This window comes from Myxococcales bacterium (assembly GCA_012517325.1).
GTDB lineage: Bacteria > Lernaellota > Lernaellaia > Lernaellales > Lernaellaceae > JAAYVF01.
This window is the reverse complement of sequence record JAAYVF010000003.1, coordinates 19,662-40,723: the sequence shown is the minus strand read 5'-3', so window position 1 is coordinate 40,723 and position 21,062 is coordinate 19,662. Positions and strand designations below refer to the sequence as shown.

General features: G+C 62.9%; 14 protein-coding genes and 1 pseudogene. 12 read left to right on the top strand and 3 right to left on the bottom strand.

What is annotated here, in order from left to right; genetic code table 11:
- A complete protein-coding gene (locus GX444_00340) occupies positions 1-774 on the top strand; it encodes a dihydropteroate synthase (GenBank protein ID NLH47029.1) in 774 nt (257 codons plus the stop codon).
- A 7-nt stretch (positions 775-781) separates the two neighbouring features.
- Here GX444_00340 and GX444_00335 read toward each other — a convergent pair whose 3' ends face one another.
- Positions 782-2,083 (bottom strand): hypothetical protein, encoded by a 1,302-nt coding sequence (locus tag GX444_00335; GenBank protein ID NLH47028.1) that lies wholly within the window; start codon positions 2,081-2,083, stop codon positions 782-784.
- Between the two features lie 92 nt (positions 2,084-2,175).
- On the opposite strand from GX444_00335, the gene GX444_00330 reads away from it, so the two are divergent.
- Together GX444_00330 and GX444_00325 are read left to right on the top strand one after the other, a co-directional pair.
- Positions 2,176-3,456: a class I SAM-dependent RNA methyltransferase gene (locus tag GX444_00330; GenBank protein NLH47027.1), complete on the top strand. Its 1,281-nt coding sequence runs from the start codon at positions 2,176-2,178 to the stop codon at positions 3,454-3,456.
- A 4-nt stretch (positions 3,457-3,460) separates the two neighbouring features.
- Entirely contained in the window at positions 3,461-4,174 is a 714-nt protein-coding gene (locus GX444_00325) for a 1-acyl-sn-glycerol-3-phosphate acyltransferase (protein ID NLH47026.1), read from the top strand.
- Here the strand turns inward: GX444_00325 and GX444_00320 are convergent.
- The gene (locus GX444_00320) at positions 4,171-4,791 is read right to left on the bottom strand and encodes a threonylcarbamoyl-AMP synthase (GenBank protein ID NLH47025.1); all 621 of its coding nucleotides are present in this window, start codon (positions 4,789-4,791) and stop codon (positions 4,171-4,173) included. The genes GX444_00325 and GX444_00320 overlap by 4 nt on opposite strands.
- Positions 4,792-4,801: 10 nt before the next feature.
- Entirely contained in the window at positions 4,802-5,839 is a 1,038-nt protein-coding gene (locus tag GX444_00315) for a hypothetical protein (protein NLH47024.1), read from the bottom strand.
- A 480-nt stretch (positions 5,840-6,319) separates the two neighbouring features.
- Between GX444_00315 and GX444_00310 the strand changes: the two genes are divergently transcribed.
- The 9 genes and pseudogenes from GX444_00310 to GX444_00270 all read left to right on the top strand — a co-directional run bounded on the left by GX444_00310 (position 6,320) and on the right by GX444_00270 (position 21,060).
- Positions 6,320-6,670: a hypothetical protein gene (locus GX444_00310; protein ID NLH47023.1), complete on the top strand. Its 351-nt coding sequence runs from the start codon at positions 6,320-6,322 to the stop codon at positions 6,668-6,670.
- 77 nt (positions 6,671-6,747) lie between these two features.
- A pseudogene (locus tag GX444_00305) lies at positions 6,748-6,987 on the top strand (hypothetical protein).
- Positions 6,988-9,575: 2,588 nt separating this feature from the next.
- Positions 9,576-11,966 (top strand): 3-hydroxyacyl-CoA dehydrogenase, encoded by a 2,391-nt coding sequence (locus GX444_00300; protein ID NLH47022.1) that lies wholly within the window; start codon positions 9,576-9,578, stop codon positions 11,964-11,966.
- Positions 11,967-11,986: 20 nt separating this feature from the next.
- Positions 11,987-13,225 (top strand): thiolase family protein, encoded by a 1,239-nt coding sequence (locus GX444_00295; protein NLH47021.1) that lies wholly within the window; start codon positions 11,987-11,989, stop codon positions 13,223-13,225.
- Positions 13,226-13,393: 168 nt separating this feature from the next.
- On the top strand, positions 13,394-14,164 hold the full coding sequence (locus tag GX444_00290) for a hypothetical protein (GenBank protein ID NLH47020.1): 771 nt from the start codon (positions 13,394-13,396) through the stop codon (positions 14,162-14,164).
- A complete protein-coding gene (locus GX444_00285) occupies positions 14,165-16,678 on the top strand; it encodes a glycosyltransferase (GenBank protein NLH47019.1) in 2,514 nt (837 codons plus the stop codon).
- Entirely contained in the window at positions 16,675-17,301 is a 627-nt protein-coding gene (locus tag GX444_00280) for a hypothetical protein (GenBank protein ID NLH47018.1), read from the top strand. The genes GX444_00285 and GX444_00280 overlap by 4 nt, the downstream gene beginning before the upstream one ends.
- Positions 17,294-19,966 carry a radical SAM protein gene (locus GX444_00275; protein NLH47017.1) on the top strand — a complete coding sequence of 891 codons (2,673 nt, stop codon included), beginning with the start codon at positions 17,294-17,296 and terminating at the stop codon, positions 19,964-19,966. Before GX444_00280 ends, GX444_00275 begins: the two co-directional genes overlap by 8 nt.
- Positions 19,963-21,060: a radical SAM protein gene (locus tag GX444_00270; GenBank protein NLH47016.1), complete on the top strand. Its 1,098-nt coding sequence runs from the start codon at positions 19,963-19,965 to the stop codon at positions 21,058-21,060. Before GX444_00275 ends, GX444_00270 begins: the two co-directional genes overlap by 4 nt.
- The last annotated feature ends 2 nt before the right edge of the window (positions 21,061-21,062 follow it).

Sequence of the window (21,062 nt, the reverse complement as noted above, 5' to 3'; positions counted from 1 at the left end):
ATGATCCTGATCGGCGAAAAAATCAATGTCGGCATTCAGGCCGTCCAGTGGGCGGTCGCGGAGCGCGACGCCTCTTTCATCGACGACTTGATCGACCGCCAGACGCGGGCCGGCTGCCACTATCTCGATCTGCACGCGGGTTGCGGCAACGAGCCGGGCCGCCGGGTGGCCGACGACCTGAAGTGGCTGATCGACCGCGCGTTGATTGCCGGCCAACAGCCGCTCTGTCTCGATTGTCCCGATCCGGAAATCCTTCGCCGCGCCGCCGCTCACCTGGCGGGCCGGCGACGCTTGCTGCTCAATTCCCTTACCGCCGCGCCGGCCCGGCTGGAAGCCATGCTGGATCTGGCGATGGCCCATAACGCCGGGGTGATCGCCCTGGCGATGGACGATCAAGGCGTGCCGCCCAACGTGTGCCGCCGGCTCGAAATGTGCGAACAGATTTATCGCCGGGCCGCCGACGCCGGATTACCGCCGGATCGCTTGTACTTCGATGCCATTGTTCAGCCGCTGACCGCGAACCCGGAGGGCGCCGCGGTGACCCTGGAAACGATCGCCTCGCTGCGCCGTCACTTTCCGGCGGCCGAAACGGTGATCGGGTTGTCGAATATTTCCTACGGCATGGTGAAACGGCGTACCGTCAATCGCGTTTTCGCGGCCATGGCCGTGGCCCACGGCGTCGGCGCGATGATTCTGGATCCGACCGACATGGCGTTGCAGACGGTCATCCACACGGCGGCGCAGTTGGCCGGGGGCGAACGGCGGTCACTGTAGGCACGGGTCAGGGTTCGCTGATCGCTTCCAGCACCACCGGTTCGACCAGATCGCGTTGGGTGAGGACCCAGCGGGCGGATTGGCCTTCCACGAAGGTCGCGTTGGCTTGGGCGATCCGGCGCGGCATTTTCACGCGGACCTTGACCATGACCGGCCCCGGATCGTCGGGGCCGCGCGCGGCGCGGGCCAGCACCAGCGGCGGCAGTTTCAGGCGGAAGGTGAAGTGATTGCCGTCGCGCCCGGCGAACAGAAAACCACTGCCGGTTTGATCCAACCGCAGCGGCTTTTTCGTGCGCAGCGTCAGGCGCAGGAAACCGTCCTTGTCGCGACTGCTTTGCCACTCCCAATCCTCGGCCAGGGTCGACAGGGGCGCGAGCATGGCCAGCAGAAGATTCTGCACCGGCTGATCGACCCGGCTGTCGATCCGGTAGGTCAGACGCAGGCTGCTTTTCTTATCGACGTCGGCCCGGATTTCCATCGTCACCAGATCGCCCAGGCCGTTGAGCGCTTCGAGCACCTCGGCCATGGTCGGCCGCGGGCCGTCGGAAATCGTTTCGGCGGGCGCCGGAAAGCTTTCGTCGTGCGCGGCGGGGCGGGCGGTGTTGCCGTCGCAATCGAGCCGCGAGGCGGCTTTGGCGACCAGGCCGTTACGCAGCAGGTCATAGAGGCTTTTCTGCCAGATCGGCCGGCCGGCGGTATCGACCTGATCGGCGTCGGCCCCGGCGGTCTGCCCGGGCAGAACGAGGCGCAACCGGAAGCGACCTTTGTAATATTCCTCCGCCAGTTGCGTTTTGGTCTCGGGCGCCTGTTTGCCGAAGACGGCGGTCCCGATCTCGAGAATCTGCTCCAGCGGACGAGGCGTGAAAGACACCGTGGCGTCGAACGAGGCGCCGCAGTCGGCGCCGGTCCGCACCAGATCCAACTTGGCGCCGCTGATGGTCACGTCCTGTTTGGCGTTTTCGGCGTCGGCCCAGAAACGGTTCAAGGCCGCGGCGTCGTCGAACGAATATCGATAGCGCAACACCTGCGAATCGGCCTCCTCGACGATGTTGCGATCCACCAGCCGGACGCCTTCCCGCTCGTAAAAAATCTCGTCTAGGCGGCGCAGGAGGGCGACCTTTTCCGCCGCCAGGCTGGAGCCGCGGGCCGCCGTGCCGATGGCCGCCAGGCGCGTCGTCATGCGCACCCACACGGTGACGAAGCCGCTGCCGTCGGGCAGCACCTTCACCTCGGTGTCGACGTCGAAGCAGCCACTCGCCATCAAGGCGACGGCCACTAGCAAAACAAGGGCGATCATTTGGCGCAACATGGTCTCCAGCCTAGCGTCGCCCGCGTTTTCGGACAAGTACGCTTGCGGGCCGGAAAAGCGGTTTCTAGAATGGCCGCCGAAAGGAGAAGGCGATGCCCCTGCCGTTGCCCGCGGTCGGCGAAACCGTGGAAATTCTGATCGAGACCGTGGCCCCAAACGGCAAGGGAAAAGGTTCGGCGGTGCGGCCGCGCTACGACCAGATCGCCTTTTTCGTCGAGGCGACCGCGCCGGGCGACCGGGTCCGCGCCGTCGTGATTCAGGCCCGGAAGCGTTATGTCGAAGCCGATCTGACCGAATTGCTGGCCGCCGGGCCGGCGCGCGTTTTGCCGCCGTGTCCGCATTACGCCGAATGCGGCGGTTGCCAGTTGATGCACCTGGATTATCCGGCTCAATTGGCCGCCAAACAGGAAATCCTCCGGTACATTCTCCGCCGCCGCGGGCTGCCGCACGAAAAACTTGCGCCTCCCGAAGCGTCGCCATTGGAATGCCGTTACCGCATGCGGAGCGTGCTGACGCTGGGCGCGGACGGCTCGTTCGGCATGCAGCGACGGCGCAGCAACGCGGTCGTGCCCTTGCGGTCCTGCCACCTGATGCGCCAGCCGCTGGAGGAAAAGTTGTTCGCAGCGGCGGCGGCTTATCGGCAGGCGATGCCGCTTCACGTCGGTTCGACCTATCCGCTCAAGATCAAGGGCGTCCTCGATCCGGCGACCGGCCGGCTTTTTCTGCATCCGTTTTACGATCCGCTGGAAATCAATTCGCCGCGCGATTGGTTCGAATGGCAAGGCGATCGTTTCGCGGTGGCCGCGAACGCCGTTTGCCGGTGGCGCGTCGGCGGCGAGGAACGGCTCTTCGCGCCCGATTGTTTCACCCAGGTCAATCCGGAAGTGAACGAGAAGCTGATCGCTTTCGCGCTCGGCGAACTCGCGCCCGGCAAAAACGACCGGGTTCTCGAACTGTACGCCGGTATCGGCAACTTCACCGTGCCGCTGGCGCGGGCGGCCGGCGAGGTGACGGCGGTCGAGTGGCCGCGCGGGGCGGAATTCGGCCGGCGCAATATCGAAGCGGCGGGGGCGAGCAATGCCCAATTCATCGCCGGCGAGGTGATCGCGACCCTGCGCCAACTGGTCGTTCAGCGCCGCAAATACGAACTGGTGCTGCTCGATCCGCCGCGCGACGGCATCGGGGAAGAGGGCGTCCGGTTGCTCGGCACCTTGCGCCCCGCGCGGATCGCTTATGTTTCCTGCGAGCCGCTGACGCTCGTCGCCGACCTCGAGGCGCTGGCCAAATTCGGCTACGCCCTGCGGATTGTTCGCGCCTTCGACATGTTTCCCCAGACCTTCCACCTGGAAACCTGCGCCATTCTGGAGCGTTGAGCCGATGAACGCCTGCCGCAACACTTTCGCTCTGGCGCGGATCATTTGGGCGACCCTGGTCTGGGGCGATCTGGCGTTGCTGGCGGCGTTGCTGGGATTCACCGGGCCGGTGATCGACCGCGTGACCCGCCGCTGGTGCCGCGCGGTGGCGAGCGCCGGCGGGATGCGCGTCGCGGCGAGCGGCCTGGACAACGTCGACGCGCGGCAAAATTACGTGGTGGTGGCCAATCATCGCAGCCATCTGGATACGGTCGCGCTCTACCTGACCTGCCCGGTGCCGTTGCGGATGCTGGCCAAGGTCGTTTTGTTCAAAATCCCGGTATTCGGCTGGGCGATGCGTCTGACCGGCCACATTCCCGTCGAGCGCGAACGCGCCGGCGGCCAATTGGAAAAAATCCGGCCGCACCTCGAACGCTTGCGAGCCGCCGGCCGCAGCTTGTGCGTTTTCCCGGAGGGAATTCGCCAACGCGCCGGCACGCTCGGCGATTTCAAGCTGGGCGCGTTCGTCATCGCCGTCGAATCCGGCTTGCCGATCCTGCCGGTGAGCATCGAGGGCACGCGCCGGATTCTGCCGCCCAAACGGCTGCGCTTCACGCCCGGCGAGGCGCGGGTCCGCTTTCATCCGCCATTTTCGCCCGCCGGCCTGACGCCCGACGAATTGCGCGCGCGGGTGCGAAAAATTCTGTGGGATGATCTGGCGGCGGGCAGCGGCGACTAGAGTTCGTCCTGGATCGGCCCTTTTCCCTGGCGGATGAGTTCGGGGCGGCCGCTCATGAACGAGAGGATCGTGCTGGGCTCGGGGTAGATGAAGCCCGCGTCGATCACGATGTCGAGCTGATGGCCGTAGTACCGCATGATGTCGTCGGGGTCGGCCAGCAGTTCGCCGTCGGCCACCGAGCAACTCGTGCTGACCAGCGGCATCCCCAGCTTTTCGCCGATCGCCCGCAGGATGTTGTCGGCGGGCACGCGCAAGCCGACTTCCTTGCGGGGGGTCTGCGCGATGCGCGGCGCCGCCTTGGTGGCGGGCAGGATCATCGTGTACGGGCCGGGCAGCAGGCGCCGCAGCAGGCGATAGGCCACGTCGTCCACCTGCGCGTATTCCGAAACGTTCGACAGATCGCAGCACAAAATCGACAGCGGCCGCTTCAGATCCTTGCCCTTGATGCGATACAGCGTTTCGATGCCCTGCTTGTTGTCGAGCGCCACGCCCAGGGCGTAGGTGGTATCGGTGGGGTGGGCGATGAGCCCGCCGCGCTTGAGCACCTCCACGACCTTGTCGATCAATCGTTGTTGCGGATTTTCCGGGTGGATGTGAAAGCGTTCGGCCTTGGTCATGATGCTGGTCCTAGTGCTGCTTCGGCGCGACTCCCGCTGGCGTGATGGTGGCGTCGTCGTCGGCACTGTCGTCATCGGCGGTTTCGCCGAGGAGGATGTGGCAAAACGCCATGGTTTCCGTGTCGGCGGCGTTCCAGATGTTGAGGGTGATTTCGTTCGGGTGATCCAGCGGCACGCAGTCGGTCACTTCCAGCCGCAGGGTGAAATCGCCGGACGGCTCGATGAACGGCCAACTGCATTTGCGGTAGGTTGAACCGTTCGGGCAGCCGATCGTCAATTCGACCTTGCCGGCCTTGATGGTCGTCAGGTCCAACTGGCCTTGAATCTCGAAGCGCGCGCCTTTTTCCAGGGTGTCCGCCGTGCCGTTCAGGCTGGCGACGGTAATCTCGTTTCCATTGATGTACGGATCGGTGCAGGTGATGGTGTACGGCACGGGACTCAACCCGTCGTTGGGGATGTCGCAAGTCCAGCCGTCGTCGTCGTCGGACGCGGAGTCGTCGTCGGCGGCCGGGAGTTCACCGAGATAAACGTTGCAAAACGGCACCGTGAGCCGGGTGCTTTCGTCGTAAAGGTTGATGGTGATGGTCGTCGGGTGCTTGAGATCGGGGCAGTTTTCGACCTGCCAGCGCAACTCGAAATCGCCGCTGCTTTCGTCGAACGGATAGCTGCATTTCTGATAATTCGAGCCGCTGGGGCATTCGATCGACGGCTCCAATTTCCCCTTCGGTTTATCCGGGAAATTGTAATGGCCGCGGAGGCGATAGCGCTCGCCGTCGGCCATGACGGCTGCCGTGCCGCGCAGGCCGGTGATCGAAAATTCCGTGGCCCAGTCGGGCAGGGTGCCGCAATCCGGGGTATAAGCCAGATCGACGGTGCCCTGGGGTGAGATGTCGCAGGACCAGGTATCGCCGCCACTGCTGTCGTCGTCAGTCTCGGTTCCGGGCGGCGGAATATCGGCCTCTTCCATATCCTGGCAAGAGATAAAAGCCGCCAGGGCCATCCCCAAGGCCAGGCAAAGCGCGAAAAACAGCGCGAAAATTCGCTTCACTTCCGACTCCTCCAACCGGCCGGATCATTTCTCCGACCTTCAAGTCCAGAACACTAATGAAGAATGCCGGGCCCTGCAAGGGGCTGCGGAGTTAACTTGGGCTGGCGCAAATCATGAGTTTGCGGATTGATGGCATTGCCCCAGGCAGATCGAATGAATTGAATACAATAAAGTACTTGTGTTTCCCGGGAGACTGATTTATTAAGAAAACAACTGGATGATTCTTTGCCGCCACTGGGACGAGGAGCGGTTATGTCGAGCATCGAGGGTGAGTACAAGCCCGCAATCGCTGCTATTGTTTCACATTGTGCCCAGTCTGGGTGCGGATATTCCAAAGCAAAAGCAATCCCAATAACCGGCAAGCGAAACGCCAAAAAGAAACTCTTTTTACCCTCCCGATAAAAATAGGCAACGCGACATTGACGTAAGGGTTTATCGGCCGTGAACGCCGTTCATCTGGAGTAGAAAGGAGAAAGCGTCATGAGGAAACTGTTCATCGCTATTCTCGGTTTTTTTGTTCCGCTGGCTTTCGCTGTCGGGGCCGGTATCGGGGGAGAGACCACCTCGAATATTCCCCGGGAATTGATCGGGCAATGGCTTTTCGTACCGGAAACGGAGGCGGAGTACGATCTGCTCGACCAAGCGGGTGAAATCGAGATCGAATTCCGCCAGGTGGACTCCAGCGTGACGGTCTGCCTCGGCGAAGCAGAAAAGATCCTCATAACAATTTCTGGCGAGAGCCGGATTTCAGAGGATGACAGTTGCCTTTGCAATTCGACGATTCCCGCAACCGAGTCGGATTTGGAGACAGGTTTGTTGAGCGCTTTGTAAGACGAAACGACCCGATCCCGCCTTCGCGATGCACCATGTATCGCGAAGGCGGGTAATCGAACAAGGGTGAGATTCTAATGCAAGCGATTTTGTCGGATAAGACGCCTATTTTATCGGTTCTTTTGGTCATTTTTTCCTCCCTTATCCTTTCCTCCTGCCTTTGCGGCGATGACGACGATTCCGGCGGCGATGATGACAATAACGACAATAACGATAACGACGACAATGACGATAATGATAGCATCGATGACGATAGTGACGATGACGATAACGATGATAACGACGATAACGACAATAATGACGATAATGATAACGACGACAATAATGACAACGACGACACGACCTCGCCGTCGGAATCGCTGGTTTATTACGACGACGGGCGAAAACGGATCGAGATGATCGCGGGCGGCGTGCCGGGGGAAAACGGGTTGAGCGTCGGGCGGTTGGCGGACGGCACGCTGGCGGCGGCGTTTATCAAGGGCCGGACGCTGTTCGTCACCTACGTCAAGGACGGCGCGATCGTTTCGCGCGATTTGGTGGCGCACGGCGCCGTCCTGCCGGCGGTGGCGGTGAAGCCGGACGGCGAATTGAACATTTTGTTTCAGGATATCGTCAACGATCGGTTGGCCGTGGCGCGAAAGGTCGGCGGCGAATGGCAATTCGAAAAGGTGGCCGATTACGCCTATTGGCCGAGTACGGGTTTGTACGAATTCGATTTCAAGGCGGATAGCGAGGGTTATTTGCACGCGGCGTTTTTACCGGACGTTTACAAAGACAAAGCGCTTTATGCCACCAATCGCTCGGGTGCTTGGGTGGTCGAAGAGGTGGATTCGGGAGACCTCACCGCAAAATGTCGACCACGTTTGGCATTGGATTCCCAGAATCGGCCGCATCTAGTTTATTCTCTGATTTTCCGGAAGCTGACTTACGCTACAAAAACAGTTGATGGCTGGATTGTTGAAACAGCGGTTGATGGGCAATTGAACAATGGACAGGCAATTACCGTAGGGCCTGATGATGTTGTTTACCTATTCTTTTATGGTGATGAACCAAACTGTCTTGCAATAAAAAATGAATTAGGTTGGAGTTTGAAAACTATTGATTTGGGAGGGCTCCGCAGCTCAATCCCGGTATTAGAGATAAATGAAGAGAACCACTGTGTAATCCTCTTTAATGATGTTGACGCCGATAATCTCTGGAAGGCGATCCAAGGAGATATCCAATGGGATGTGGAGTCGGTCGAAAGCCAGAGAAAAATATATCAATATAGCGCCATCGACATTTCCGGTGAAAACAGCACGATTCTTTATCCCGATTCGGATGAAGGAAGCGTTTACCTACTCCAACAAACCGAACAGAAATGGCGGGAGTTGCCGATCGACGATTCGGGCGAGGCGGTCGCCGGCGGAATCGCCTTGAACGGCAATGGCCGTCCTTTCGTCGGCGTGCAGAGCATCAAAGCCGACGCCCAGGAAGTATGGCTGGCGCGACGCGGCGCCGCCGTTTGGAATTTCTCTTGGGTGGACGCTCACGGCATGGCGCCGGCGGTGGTGGTGGACGAAGACGGCGCGGCGCACCTGGCTTATTGGGGTTTCATGCTGACCTACGCGACCAACCGCGATGGCGACTGGCAACCCCGTTCGTTGTCGACGTCTGAACCAGGCGAGTTCGTCTATTACGACCTGGCTTTGGACAACGAGGGCAACCCGGCCGTCGCGGCGGTCGGCCGCGATGAATCCATCCCCTTTGCGGATTATAGCGCGCTGATTTACACCAAGGGGCCGGAATGGGTGGCCGAAACCGTCCAATGGTGGAACGAAGGCTCGGATTTCTCGGTTTCGCTGCTCTTCGCCGACGACAACACGCCCGGCATCATGGGCACGTGGCATTGCTACTCGATTTACGGTGACGTCGACTACGAAGCGTTGTTTTATTTCTACCCGGGTGAGCCTGGAGTCAATTGGAACCACGAATCCATCGAGGTGCCGGACCCGGAAATCTCGTCGATGCGTCGCATGGGCAGCCACAACGACGCGGTTCGCAAGGCGGACGGCACGGTTTACGTTTCCTATACGACGGATTTTTTCGGGACGCTGATGTCGACGGGCGATCTGATCGCCGGCAACGGCGAGTGGGTTCGCACGAACATTCCCGATGGGATCAATCAATACCAACGCACGGCGATCGCTCTGTCGCCAACGGAGACGCCGGTGGTGGCGTTCGTCAAACAGACCCAGTACAACAGCATCATCGTGGCGGTGAAGACCGGACTGACCTGGCGGCTGACGACGGTGGATCGCGGTTTCCAATACGGGGTTCAAGACCTGGCGATGACCATCGATGCCGCCGGCCTCGTGCACCTGGTCTATGAGGGCGACGGCGCCGCCTGGCATTTGCAAATTCCACTGGAGGATTTGGAAAAGGGCAAAGGTCGGGCGGCCAGCATCGATTGATCCATCCGAAAGCAAGATGTAATTCCAGCATGGTGTTGATTGATTTGGAATAAAACGAAGGCAAGCCATTTTTTTCTTCGAAGTGGGTTGCAGTTTGTTTGGCGTCAGCTACAATACGTTTCGCAACCCGTAAAGAATATGGTGCGTTCATCAGTCAGATATTGAATTGAGGGGGTGCCGCGTCATTGGCCAAGGCCGTGCGGCGACCCGTCGGGGTTCCGGGGATCTCTACGAAAAGTCGAGCAGGATTTTTTTCTTGCGGCTTTTGCGAGAATCTGGTTGAATGAGCACTCATTCATAAAATCGAATCGAGAGGATACTTTGCCGAGCATCCGCTCTCGCCAGTCTACGACAGGACAGCCAGGCGTCACGGCACGTTTTGGCCGCCTTTGTTTGTATCAAAATAAGTATTTCTATCCTGATTGTGATAAATCAAAAGGAGGTAGCTTCGCATGAGCAGACAGATCAGGAAAGCTGCGGTGTTGGGCTCCGGCGTGATGGGCAGCGCCATTGCGGCTCATCTGGCCGGGTGCGGCATCCCTGTGGTGATGCTGGACATCGTGCCCTTCCCCAATATGCTGACGGACAAAGAGAAGGAAAAGGTCGCCACCGACAAGAACGTCCGCAACAAGCTGGCTTCCGAAAGCCTCAAAGCCGCGTTGAAGGCGAAACCGCCCGCCTTTTACACGCCGAAGGCGGCCGATTTCATCGAAATCGGCAACTTTGACGACGACTTTGCGAAAATCGGCGACTGCGACTGGATCATCGAAGTCGTGGTCGAGCGGATGGACATCAAGAAGCAGATCCTCGCCAAGGTGGACAAGTTCCGCAAGGCCGATTCGATCGTCACGTCCAACACCTCCGGCCTTTCGGTCGATGAGATGACGGCGGATTGCTCGGATTCCCTCAAGGAACATTTCATGGGCACCCACTTCTTCAATCCGGTGCGCTTCATGAAACTCCTCGAAATCATCCCGCATCCGAAGAGCAAGCCGGAACTGCTCAAGTTCATGGACGAGTTCTGCACCGACACGTTGGGCAAGGGCGTCATCTGGGCGAAAGACACGCCCAACTTCGTCGCCAACCGCATCGGCGTGCACGGCATGATGGCCACCATGAAGGCCATGGCCGAAATGGGCCTGCGGATCGACGAAGTCGACACCATCGTCGGCCCGCCGCTCGGTCGCCCGAAGACCGCCGCGTTCAAGACGGCGGACCTGGTCGGTTTGGACACCTTGAAGCACGTTTCCGAAACCTGCTTCAACGGTTGCCCGAATGACGAACAGCGCGACGTGTTCGATCCGCCCGCCTTCCTGAAGGGTCTGGTCGAGAAGAAATGGCTCGGCGGCAAGACCAAGGGCGGCTTCTACAAGAAAGACGGCAAGAAGCGCCTCGTGCTCGATTACAACAAGATGGAATACATCGAGGCCACCAAGCCCGAATTCGAATCGATCAAAGCGGCCAAAGGTGAAAAAGGCCTCGCCGCCCGCATGAAAAAAATCGTCAATTCCGACGACAAAGCCGGCCAGTTCGCGTGGAAGGTCGCCAGCCAGGGCCTGATCTACGCCGCCAACCGGATTCCCGAAATCTCCGACACGATCCTCGAAGTCGACCGCGGCATGAAATGGGGCTTCAACTGGCAGCTCGGCCCGTTCGAAACGTGGGATGCGATCGGCCTGCGCGAAAGCGTCGACCGGATGAAGAAGGAAGGCCAGCCGGTGCCGGCCAACATCCTGAAGATGCTCGAGCTGGGCAACGAAACCTTCTACAAGAAGGACGGCAAGAAGCTGTACCAGTACGACCTGGTCGGCCACAAATACCTCGAAGTCGCCAAGGACCCGAAGATCATCGTGTTGTCCGAGGACGCGATCGGCAAGGTCGCCGAGAACGACGGCGCGACGATCTGGGACATCGGCGACGGCGTGCTGTGCCTCGAGTTCCACACCAAGATGAACGCGATCGACCAGGACATCATCGACATGCAGCACAAGATGGTCGATCTGCTCGAGGAAGGCAAATTCGAAGCGGCCGTGGTCGCCAACCACGCCGATAACTTCTCGGTCGGCGCCAACATCTTCATGATTCTCATGGCGATGAACCAGGGCCAATCCGAAGTCGTCGAAAAGCTGGCTTACGAACTGCAGCGCGCCAACATGCGCATGAAGTACTGCAAGCGCCCGGTCGTCACCGCTCCGGCGGGCATGGCCCTGGGCGGCGGTTGCGAAATCACCCTGCACGGCCAGAAGGTCGTGGCGGCGGCCGAGACCTACATCGGTCTGGTCGAAGTCGGCGTTGGCGTGATTCCGGCCGGCGGCGGCACGAAGGAAATGGTTTTGCGGACGATCGAAGGCAAGGGCGCGGCCAACACCGCCATCCTGCCGTTCGCGCAAAAAGCGTTCGAGAACGTCGCGATGGCCAAGGTGGCGGTCGGCATGAAGGACGCCGTGGACAACATGATCCTGCGCGCGACCGACATCATGGTGCCGAACCGCGACCTGCTCATCTACAAAGCCAAGCAGGTGGCGTTGGGCATGCGGAAAGCGGGCTTCGATCCGGGCTTGCCGCGCGTCGACATCCCCGTCGGCGGCGAAAGCACGAAAGCGGCCTTCATCGTCGGCGCCAAGGGTATGCGGGATTCCGGTTGGATCAGCGACTACGACGTTTTCATCGCGACGAAACTGGCCCACATCCTCGCCGGCGGCAACCGCTGGGAAGGCCAGACGATCAGCGAATGGGAACTGTTGGACCTCGAGCGCGAAGCCTTCATGAGCCTCCTGGGTGAGCCCAAGACCCGCGAGCGCATCGCGTTCATGCTCCAAAACAACAAACCCTTGCGTAACTAGCAGACGGGAGGAAGCGAACCATGAGAGAAGTCGTTATCGTTTCCGCTTGCCGCACCGCCGTGGGCAAGGCCAAACGCGGAAATCTAGTTCATACGCGGCCTGACGACATGGCCGGCGTGGTTCTCGCCGAGGCGATCAAACGCGCCGGTATCGATCCGAAGGAAGTCCAGGATGTCATCTTCGGTTGCGCGATGCCCGAAGGCGAGCAAGGCATGAACCTTGCCCGCCAGGCCGTCCACTGCGCCGACCTGCCGGATGAAATGCCGGCCTTCACCATTAACCGCTATTGCTGCTCCGGCATCCAGTCGATGTGGATTCTCCACAACGACATCGCCAGCGGCATGATTGACATCGGCGTCGCCGGCGGCGCCGAAACCATGTCGATGATCCCCATGGGCGGCAACAAGATCGTGCCGAACCTGAAACTCGCCGAAAAGTATCACAAGGCTTACGTCGGCATGGGCCAAACGGCCGAGAACGTCGCGAAAAAGTACAATGTCAGCCGCGAGGACCAGGACAAATTCGGGCTCGAGTCGAATTTGAAGGCCGCCAAGGCCGTCGCCGAAGGACGCTTCAAGGCGCAAATCGTGCCCTTGAAAACCAAGATCTACAACGGCAAAGGCGGCGTGAAGGAATTCACCTTCGAAGTCGATGAAGGCCCCCGCGGTGACTCGACCTACGAAGGCCTGGCGGGCCTGAAACCGGCCTTCGCCAATCCGAAATCCACCTACCCCGAAACCCAGGGCATGGGTTCGGTCACGGCCGGCAACGCCTCGCAGATGAGCGACGGCGCCGCCGCCCTGGTCTTGATGGCCAAGGAAGTCGCCGACGCCAAGGGCATCAAGCCGATGGCGCGGATGGTGGGCTACCGGGTCGTCGGTTTCGATCCGGATTACATGGGCATCGGTCCGGCGTTGGCGATTCCGGAATTGATGAAATCGGTCAACAAGCTGCGCAAGGCCAAGGGCGAAAAAGAACTCACCCTCAATGATATCGGCGTGTTCGAGATCAACGAGGCGTTCGCTTCGCAGGCCATCTATTGCTGCCGCGAGCTGGGCATCGAAAACGACCCGCGCGTCAACCCGAATGGCGGCGCGATCGCGTTGGGCCACCCGCTCGGCTGCACCGGCGCGAAGCTCTCCACGCAGATCATCTATCACATGATCGACAACAACCTGAAGTACGGCATCGTTTCGATGTGCATCGGCGGCGGCATGGGCGCGGCCGGTTTGCTCGAGAACCTGCAGTACAAAGGCTAAGCGACGATCGACGATTCCGGGGCCGCTCCGCGGGGAGCGGCCCTTTTTTCATCCGGCGGCCCGATTTTTCGCTCGTCGAAGGCGGGCGATGATCCGGCGGCGGATTTGCGGGACCGGTCTATTTGGCATAGAATCCCCGGACCAATGATGGACGGGTTGGAACCAAGCGTGGCAAACGGAGAAAACGGCGACCGGAACCCTTCGGCGCACGAGCAGGAGCTCGTCGCCGAGATCCGGCGCCTCGGCGAAAAACTCGACACTCTGGCCGCGGCCGACGAGAGCCGCGCGACGGAGTTGCGCGCCGCGCTGGCCATAACCGAAAGCGACCTGGCCGAAACCCGCCGGCGGGCGGAAGAGGCCGAGACACGGCTGGCCGCGCTGCAAAACGATATTCGGCAGGCTCGCGCCGACCGGCAGGCCATGGAAAGCGAGCGCGACGAACTGAGCGCCGGAATGGCCGCCAAGCTGGTCGAATTGGAGCGGGCGGTCCACGAGAAAGAGCATTACGTCGACGGCGCCGAAAAGCGGTTCGGCGAACTGGCCGACAAGATCGCGCGGCAGGCGCAACGACTGCAGGCGATGGAAAACGCGTGGCGCGAAGCCCAGGCCGAGGCCGAAAACGCGCGCCGCGCCCTGACCGAACGCCTGGCGGAAGCCGACCGGCTGCGCGGCGACCTGCAAAAAACCCAGCGCCAGGCGCGCGATCTCGCCGGCGAGGCCGCGCAACTGCGGCGGCGGACGGGTTGGCAGGAGCGGCGGCTCGCCGATTTCGTCGGCGATTCCGGCCTGAAACGGTGGCGGTGCCTGCATTGGCGATTGCGCCGCTGGCTGTGGCAGCTTCCCGCGCTGGGCGTGCTGTTCGCGGTCAACCTGATCACCAACGTGTACATGAAACGCTACGAAAAGCGCGCCGGCGTGAAAGTGTTTCCGGGGACGTAGATGAACATCCTGATGTTCCATCCACACGACGTGTACTCCGATTCGGAGCCGTGGACGGTCCGCATCACCTACCTGGCGACGGAGTTCGTCAAACGCGGCCATCACGTGCGGCTGATCTACCATCTGCTCGATCCGCGAATCCCGCTGGAGGAAGCGACCCAGCGGCAGGATTTCCCGTTCACGACCATCCCCGCCTACCGCTACCAACTGGCGCTGGTGGCCAAGATGCGCAGCGCCCACGAGTTCGCGCGGTGGGCCGACGTCATTCATTTTCAGAAGTGTTTTCCGCACGTCAGCGTCCCGGCGATCTGGGCCGGTTACCGCCTGGGCAAGCCCGTGCACTACGATTGGGACGATTGGGAATACGGCATTTTCAACTACAATCCCAACAACCGGATCGTCGGCTGGTCCATCAATACCTTCGAGAAAATTCTGCCGCGCCTGGTCGATACCGTCAGCGTCGCCTCGGAAGCCCTGAAGGAGCGGGCGCTGGCGCTGGGCGTCCCCGAGCAGCGGTTGTTCGCCGCGCCGGTCGGCGCCGACCTCGATCATTTCCGCCCCGATATTTCCGGCGAGCGCGTGCGGGCGCTGCATCACCTCGAGGGGCCGGTCGTGCTCTACCTCGGCCAGTTGCACGGCGCGCAATACCTCGAGCTGTTTTTGCACGCCGCCAAGGCGCTGATCGAGCGCGGCTCGCCGGCGACCTTCGTCGTGGTCGGCGGCGGCGACCGGTTCGGCGAACTGTTTCAACTGACCGAACAACTGCGCATCGGCAACCGCATCGTTTTCACCGGCGCGGTCAACCACCAGGAAATTCCCGAGTACCTCGCGGCGGCCGACGCGGTGGTCGCCTGCTTCGAGGACAACGCGCAAACCCGCACCAAGAGCCCGCTGAAAATCGCCGAATACATGGCGGCGGGCAAAGCGGTGGTCGCCAGCCGGGTCGGCGAGGTGCCGCGGATGCTGGGCGACGCCGGCCTGCTGGTCGCGCCGGGCAACCCGACGGAACTGGCCGAGGGCATCGAGCGCCTGCTGGGCGATCCGGCGCTGGTTCGCGAACTGGGCGCCAAGGCCCGCCGCCGCGCCGAATCGCAGTACAACTGGGGCGCCACCGCCGAAAACCTCCTGCTGGCCTACGAAGTCGCGTTGCACGAACGCCGCTGGCTGTTCTGGAAGATCGACGAGCCGAAAAAAAAAAGCCCTGAGCTAGCCATCCCCGACTATCGCGCCATGCCGGGCGAGCCGCCAACGGTCGCCGCCGGGCCGCTCGATCAGCCGGAAGATCCCTTCCGGCGCCTGAACGATTTCGTGCTGGCCAACCTCGACATCGTCGGAGTGCTCGACGGCGAGCGCAGCTTCGTCGGGCCGCACACGGTGCAGATCGACCCGACCAACCGCTGTAACAACGACTGCCTGGCCTGCTGGTGCAACAGCCCGTTGCTGCTGGACAAGGCGCTGCCCAGCCCGCAGCGCGAGGCGACGCTGCCGCTGCCGCGGATCATCGACCTGCTCGACGACATGACGGCGCTGGGCAGCAAGGAAGTGTACCTCGCGGGCGGCGGCGAGCCGTTCTGCCACCCGGACATCCGCGCGATCATCACCGAAATTAAAAAGCGCGGCCTGGTGTGCAACATCAACACCAACTTCACGCTCGTCGACGAGGATACGGTGCGCTTTCTGATCGAGCAGCGCGTCGACTACCTGACGGTTTCGGTTTGGGCGGGGTCGCCCGAGATGTACAGCCTCCTGCACCCGAACAAGACCGAGGAAACCTACCACCGGATCGAGGCCATGCTGCGGCTGCTCAACGGCGGCAAGCGACAGGTGCCGTACATCAAGATTTACCACGTCCTCAACAACCTGAATTACCGCGAACTGCGGGCGATGGTCGACCTGGCGCGGCGCACGCGGTCGGAAAGCGTGGAATTCACCGTGCTCGACGTCATTCCCGAGCGCACCGACACCCTGCTGCTCGACGAGGAGCAGCGCCGGTGGCTTTACGAAGAGGCGCAGCGCGTGCGCGCCGAGGTGGCGGCCGAAGGGCCGGGCGCGCCGCACCTGTTCAAGTACGAGCAGTTTCTGCGCCGCATTTCCGGCGCGCACACGACGACCGGCGAGCACGACAAGACGATCATCGACGCGATGCCCTGCACGGTGGGCTGGCAGTTCGCGCGGGTGCTGGCCGACGGCAACGTCAACCAATGCCTGAAGGCGCATCGCATTCCGGCCGGAAATCTGGCGACGACGCGGTTTCGCGATTTGTGGGCCGGCGAACGGCAGGCCGATTGGCGGCGCCGGACGAACGTGCTGGAAAAACGCGGGCCGTGGTTCGCCAACCTCGGCAACGACCCCGCGGCGGCGGTGGGCTGCTACAAATCGTGCGATGACCTGGGCCGCATCGAACATCTGGTCGGGCGTTACCGGGCGATGACGCCGCTGCAACGCGCCGTGCTGAAGGGCGCGGCGGTCTGGCTGCGGGCGCGCGGCCTGGCCGTCGGACGGGCGGGACGATGAGCGACTTTATCTACTCCGACGACCGCGCCGGACGCGGCTGGCGCGTGCCCAACCTTCCGTTGCGGGTGGAACGGCCGGCGGACCTGGCCGACCGCGTGGCGTGCCTGCTCGACGCCGGGCGGATCGTCGGCTGGTTTCAGGGCGGCGCCGAGTTCGGCCCGCGCGCGCTCGGCTGCCGGAGTATCCTGGCCGACCCACGCGATCCGCGGATGCACGACCGCTTGAACGAAACCGTCAAGCACCGCCAGTGGTTCCGGCCCTACGCGCCCGCCGTGCTGATCGAGCGGCTTGCCGAGTGGTTCGAACTGACCGCGCCCAGCCCGTTCATGCTTTTGGTCGCGCCGGTCCGGCCTGAAAAACGCGCCGTGGTGCCGGCCATCGTGCACGCCGACGGCACCGCGCGCGTGCAAACCGTCGCGCCGGGCGAGGGACCCTTCCGGACGCTGCTCGAAAAATGGCATGCCCTGACCGGCGTGCCGATCCTGCTCAACACCAGTTTCAACGATCACGGCGAGCCGATCGTCGAAACGCCGCTGGACGCCTACCAGTGTTTCGCGACGACGGCGGTCGACGCGCTGGCCGTCGGCCCGCTGCTGGTGACCAAGGCGGACGGCCATGAGTAAGCCGCGGTACGTGCTCGGCGCCGTGGTCAGCGACCACGACAGCGCGGTGTCCCTGCTGGCCGACGGTCGGCCGGTGGCGGCGATCAACGAGGAACGCCTGTGCCGTGTGCGGCGCGGCGACCCGCGCAACAGCCTGCGCCGCGCCCTAAACTACGTGCTGGCCGAGGCCGGCATCGCCCTGGCGGATGTCGACCTCATCGCGGCCGACACGGCGTATTATTATCCGCCTGCCGGACATCCGCCGATCGCGCTGTTCCCTGATTTTCCCGATCCGGCGCGGATCGTCTTGCTCGATCATCACCTGGGACACGCCGCCGGCGCGTTTCTGCCCAGCCCGTTCGACGAAGCGGCGGTGCTGACGGTCGACGCCTCGGGCGGCATCGCGCCGCTGGTGCCGGATCGCGGCCGTTGGGGTTTCGTGCCGGGCGACCTGGCGTTTCGCGCGCGCGGCTATTCGGCGGCGCGCCGGCATCCGACGGCGGCCGACCTGCTGGCCGCCGAACCGGCCGCGGACGCCCGCAATTATCCGGCCGAGAGTCTGACCCTCGGGCACTTCGTACGCGGCGAAGTGCTGGTGGGCCTCGAGAGCCGGCTCGCCGAATCCAGCCTCGGCTATTTGTACGCCATCGGCGCGCATTTTCTCAGCATGGAGGAAGGCAGCCTGATGGGTCTGGCGGGCTACGGCGGGCCGAACGAATTCGACGCGGCGTTCGCCGCAATCCTTACGCTGGAAAACGGCGGCGGTTTGCGGCTGAATCCAGACTGGCTGCGCTTCTGGTCGGGCGACCGCGTGCTGGAGGACCCGGTTTCGCTGTCCCGTCTCGCGCCGCGGTGGTTCGAAACATTCGGCGCCGCGCGCGCCCCCGACGAGCCGATCACCGCGCGCGACCAGCAATTCGCCTGGTCGCTGCAACACCGGCTCGAGGAAGCGCTGGTGCACGTGGCGGCGCACTTGTTCGACCAGACGCAAAGCCCGAACCTGTGCGTGGCGGGCGGCGTCGGGCTCAACAGCGTGGCCAATCAAAAGATCCTCGCGCAAACCGGCTTTCAAAACATTTTCATTCAGCCGGCGGCGAGCGACGACGGCCTGGCGCTCGGCTTTGCCCTGTTCGCCGATTACGTGCTGGCCGGCTTGCCGGCGGAAAAACAATGGACGATGCGAAGCGCCGCCACGGGGCGGACCTACGGCGACGCGGAATGCGGTTCGTTTGTCGACGCCTTGGCCGCCGGCCGGTTGCCGGTCGAATACCTGGCGGCGATTCCGGAGACGCGCGAGGTGACGGTGTATTACGCGGTCGGCGAGGGCGCGGAGCAAACGGCGGCGATGGCCTATGACCCGGCGACGCGCCGTTGGCGGGCCGAATTGCCCGTGCCGGTCGGCGCGGCCGTACGCTACCGCTTCGTTTCCCGCGGCGCGCCGATCGAGTCGTATTGCCTTCGCGCGACCGCCGCGCCGCGCAGCGAAACGGCCGCGGAACGGCACGCGCCCGAGTTTAAAAAATTTCTCGACGACCATCGCGATCTGGCCGGGGCGCTGGACGGCGAACGCGCATTCGTCGGCCCGGAGCAGGTGGTCATCGATCCGACCAACCGCTGCAACAACAACTGCCTGCCGTGTTGGACCAACTCGCCGCTGTTGGGCGAGTTCGGCCCGCCGGAAAACTGGCACCGGCGGCAGATGCCCGCGCCGCTGCTGCTGGGCCTGATCGACGAACTGGCCGCGCTCGGCACGCGCCGCGTCCGCCTGACCGGCGGCGGCGAGCCGCTTTTGCATCCGGCGATTTTCGAGGCGGTCGAGGCGATCAAGCGTCACGGCATGATCGGCGCGCTGACCACCAATTTCAGCGCGATCGACGAAGCGGGCGTGCGGCGCCTCGCGGCGGCCGGGCTCGACGAGCTCACCGTCAGTCTGTGGGCGGGGACGCCGGCGGTCTACAGCCGCAGCCATCCGAACAAGACCGAGGCGACGTTTGCGCGGATCGAGCGCCTGCTGCGGCTCTATTGCTCGCTGAAGGGGCCGGGGGCCGAGGTCATTCTGGCGAACGTGCTGTTTTCGATGAACTACCAGGAAACCCGCGAGATGTTCGACTTCGCCCGGCGCGTCGGCGCCGACGGGGCTTACTTCACGCTCGTCGATTCGGTGCACTTGCGGACCGACGGCCTGTTGCTGACGCCACCGCACCTGAAGGTTCTCGAAGGCCATCTCGACGAAATCGAGCGGCGCGCCGCGGAATTGGCGGCCGCCGGCGAACGGTTCCGCCTCGACAACTGGGGCGGCTTCCGGCGGCGCCTGCGCGCGCTGGGCGCGGCACGCGGCGAGTACGATCGCGAGGCGGTCGAGGAGATTCCCTGCTACGTGGGCTGGATGTTCGCGCGGGTGTTGCCGACCGGCGAAGTGGCGCCCTGCTGCCGTGGGGTGAATTTGCCTTTGGGACGGCTGGGCGAACGATCATTCGCGGAAATCTGGCACGGCGAACCCTACCGCGAATTCCGCCGGATGGCCGCGCACGAATCGAAACGGCATCCGTACTTCGCGGCGATCGGCTGTCACCGCACCTGCGACAACCTGATGCACAACCGCGAATTTCACCGGCGCCTGACGGCGCTCACGGCGGATGAAAAGGCTCAACTGCGACGGTGGATCGTCGGCCAGGAGGACGGGTGAGTCTCTGGACGAAATTGGAGTCGCAGCTCACCAATCTGCGAAACTTCCGCCCCTTCTTTCCGCTGGCGCGGACGATCGGCGATTTGCTGATCCTGCCGGCCCAACTGGCCCGACGCGGCGGCCGCGCCAACGCCTTTCCGTTCGTCCTCAACCTCAACGTGACGACGCGCTGCAATCTGCAATGCCCGTACTGCTTCAATCACGAAAACCGCGTGCCGCTCGCCGACGAACTGACGCTCGAACAATACCAGCGATTGGCGGCCGACTGGGCGCCGTACCGGCCGGGCATCTTCATTTCCGGCGGCGAGCCCTTCACCCGCCCGGATCTGGTGGCGATCGTCGAAAGTTTCAAGGGCCACGGGCTGCCCGTCGGGCTGGTCACGAACGGCACGCTGGTGACCGTCGCCGCCGTCGAGCGGCTCGCCGGCCTGGGCCTGGACGCGTTTATGGTCAGTTTTCACGGCGCGCGCGAAACCCACGATCGTGCCGTCGGCCTGCCGGGCGCGTACGACCGCTCGCTGGCGGCCCTGCGGTTGTGGGCCGCGCAGAAGGCGCGCTCGACGGCGATGGTGAACTACGTCTTGTCGCCCGCGAGCGTCCGCGATTTGCCGCAGTTCATCGCGGATACGGCGGCCATCGAGCCGCTGTCGGTCCGGCTGTCGCACCTGAATTTTCTCACCGCCGCGGAACTCGCCGCGCAGGAGCGCTTCTGGGCCGCGCGGTTCCCGGAGACGCCGATCCAAATTCTTTCGCACCAGTGGGAGCCGGAAACGGGCGCATTCGCGCCGCTGATCGAATTTCTCCAGACGCCGTCCGGGCACCGCGTGCTGACCAAGCCCGTCTTGAACGACGCCGAAATCCGTCGCTGGTACAGCGAAAACGCGCGCCTGGACCGCCGCTGCCTTTTCATCTGGCGCAGCACGTTTTTGAACGCACAAGGCGACGTGTATCCCTGCCAGTTCCTGTACGTGCGGCTCGGCAACGTGAAGACGGAGCCGTTGACGGCGATCTGGAACAACGAGCTGTATCGCCAATTCCGGGCGACGCTGAAGGAAGGGCTGATGCCCGGCTGCGCCCGTTGCTGCAAGATTTGACG

Bases quoted from the DNA above. Each gene is read 5' to 3' on its own strand.
- GX444_00330 (NLH47027.1), top strand. From the start codon at position 2,176: ATGCCCCTGCCGTTGCCCGCGGTCGGCGAAACCGTGGAAATTCTGATC.
- GX444_00300 (NLH47022.1), top strand. From the start codon at position 9,576: ATGAGCAGACAGATCAGGAAAGCTGCGGTGTTGGGCTCCGGCGTGATG.
- GX444_00340 (NLH47029.1), top strand. From the start codon at position 1: ATGATCCTGATCGGCGAAAAAATCAATGTCGGCATTCAGGCCGTCCAG.
- GX444_00335 (NLH47028.1), bottom strand. From the start codon at position 2,083: ATGTTGCGCCAAATGATCGCCCTTGTTTTGCTAGTGGCCGTCGCCTTG.
- GX444_00320 (NLH47025.1), bottom strand. From the start codon at position 4,791: ATGACCAAGGCCGAACGCTTTCACATCCACCCGGAAAATCCGCAACAA.
- GX444_00275 (NLH47017.1), top strand. From the start codon at position 17,294: ATGAGTAAGCCGCGGTACGTGCTCGGCGCCGTGGTCAGCGACCACGAC.
- GX444_00310 (NLH47023.1), top strand. From the start codon at position 6,320: ATGAGGAAACTGTTCATCGCTATTCTCGGTTTTTTTGTTCCGCTGGCT.
- GX444_00325 (NLH47026.1), top strand. From the start codon at position 3,461: ATGAACGCCTGCCGCAACACTTTCGCTCTGGCGCGGATCATTTGGGCG.
- GX444_00295 (NLH47021.1), top strand. From the start codon at position 11,987: ATGAGAGAAGTCGTTATCGTTTCCGCTTGCCGCACCGCCGTGGGCAAG.
- GX444_00280 (NLH47018.1), top strand. From the start codon at position 16,675: ATGAGCGACTTTATCTACTCCGACGACCGCGCCGGACGCGGCTGGCGC.
- GX444_00285 (NLH47019.1), top strand. From the start codon at position 14,165: ATGAACATCCTGATGTTCCATCCACACGACGTGTACTCCGATTCGGAG.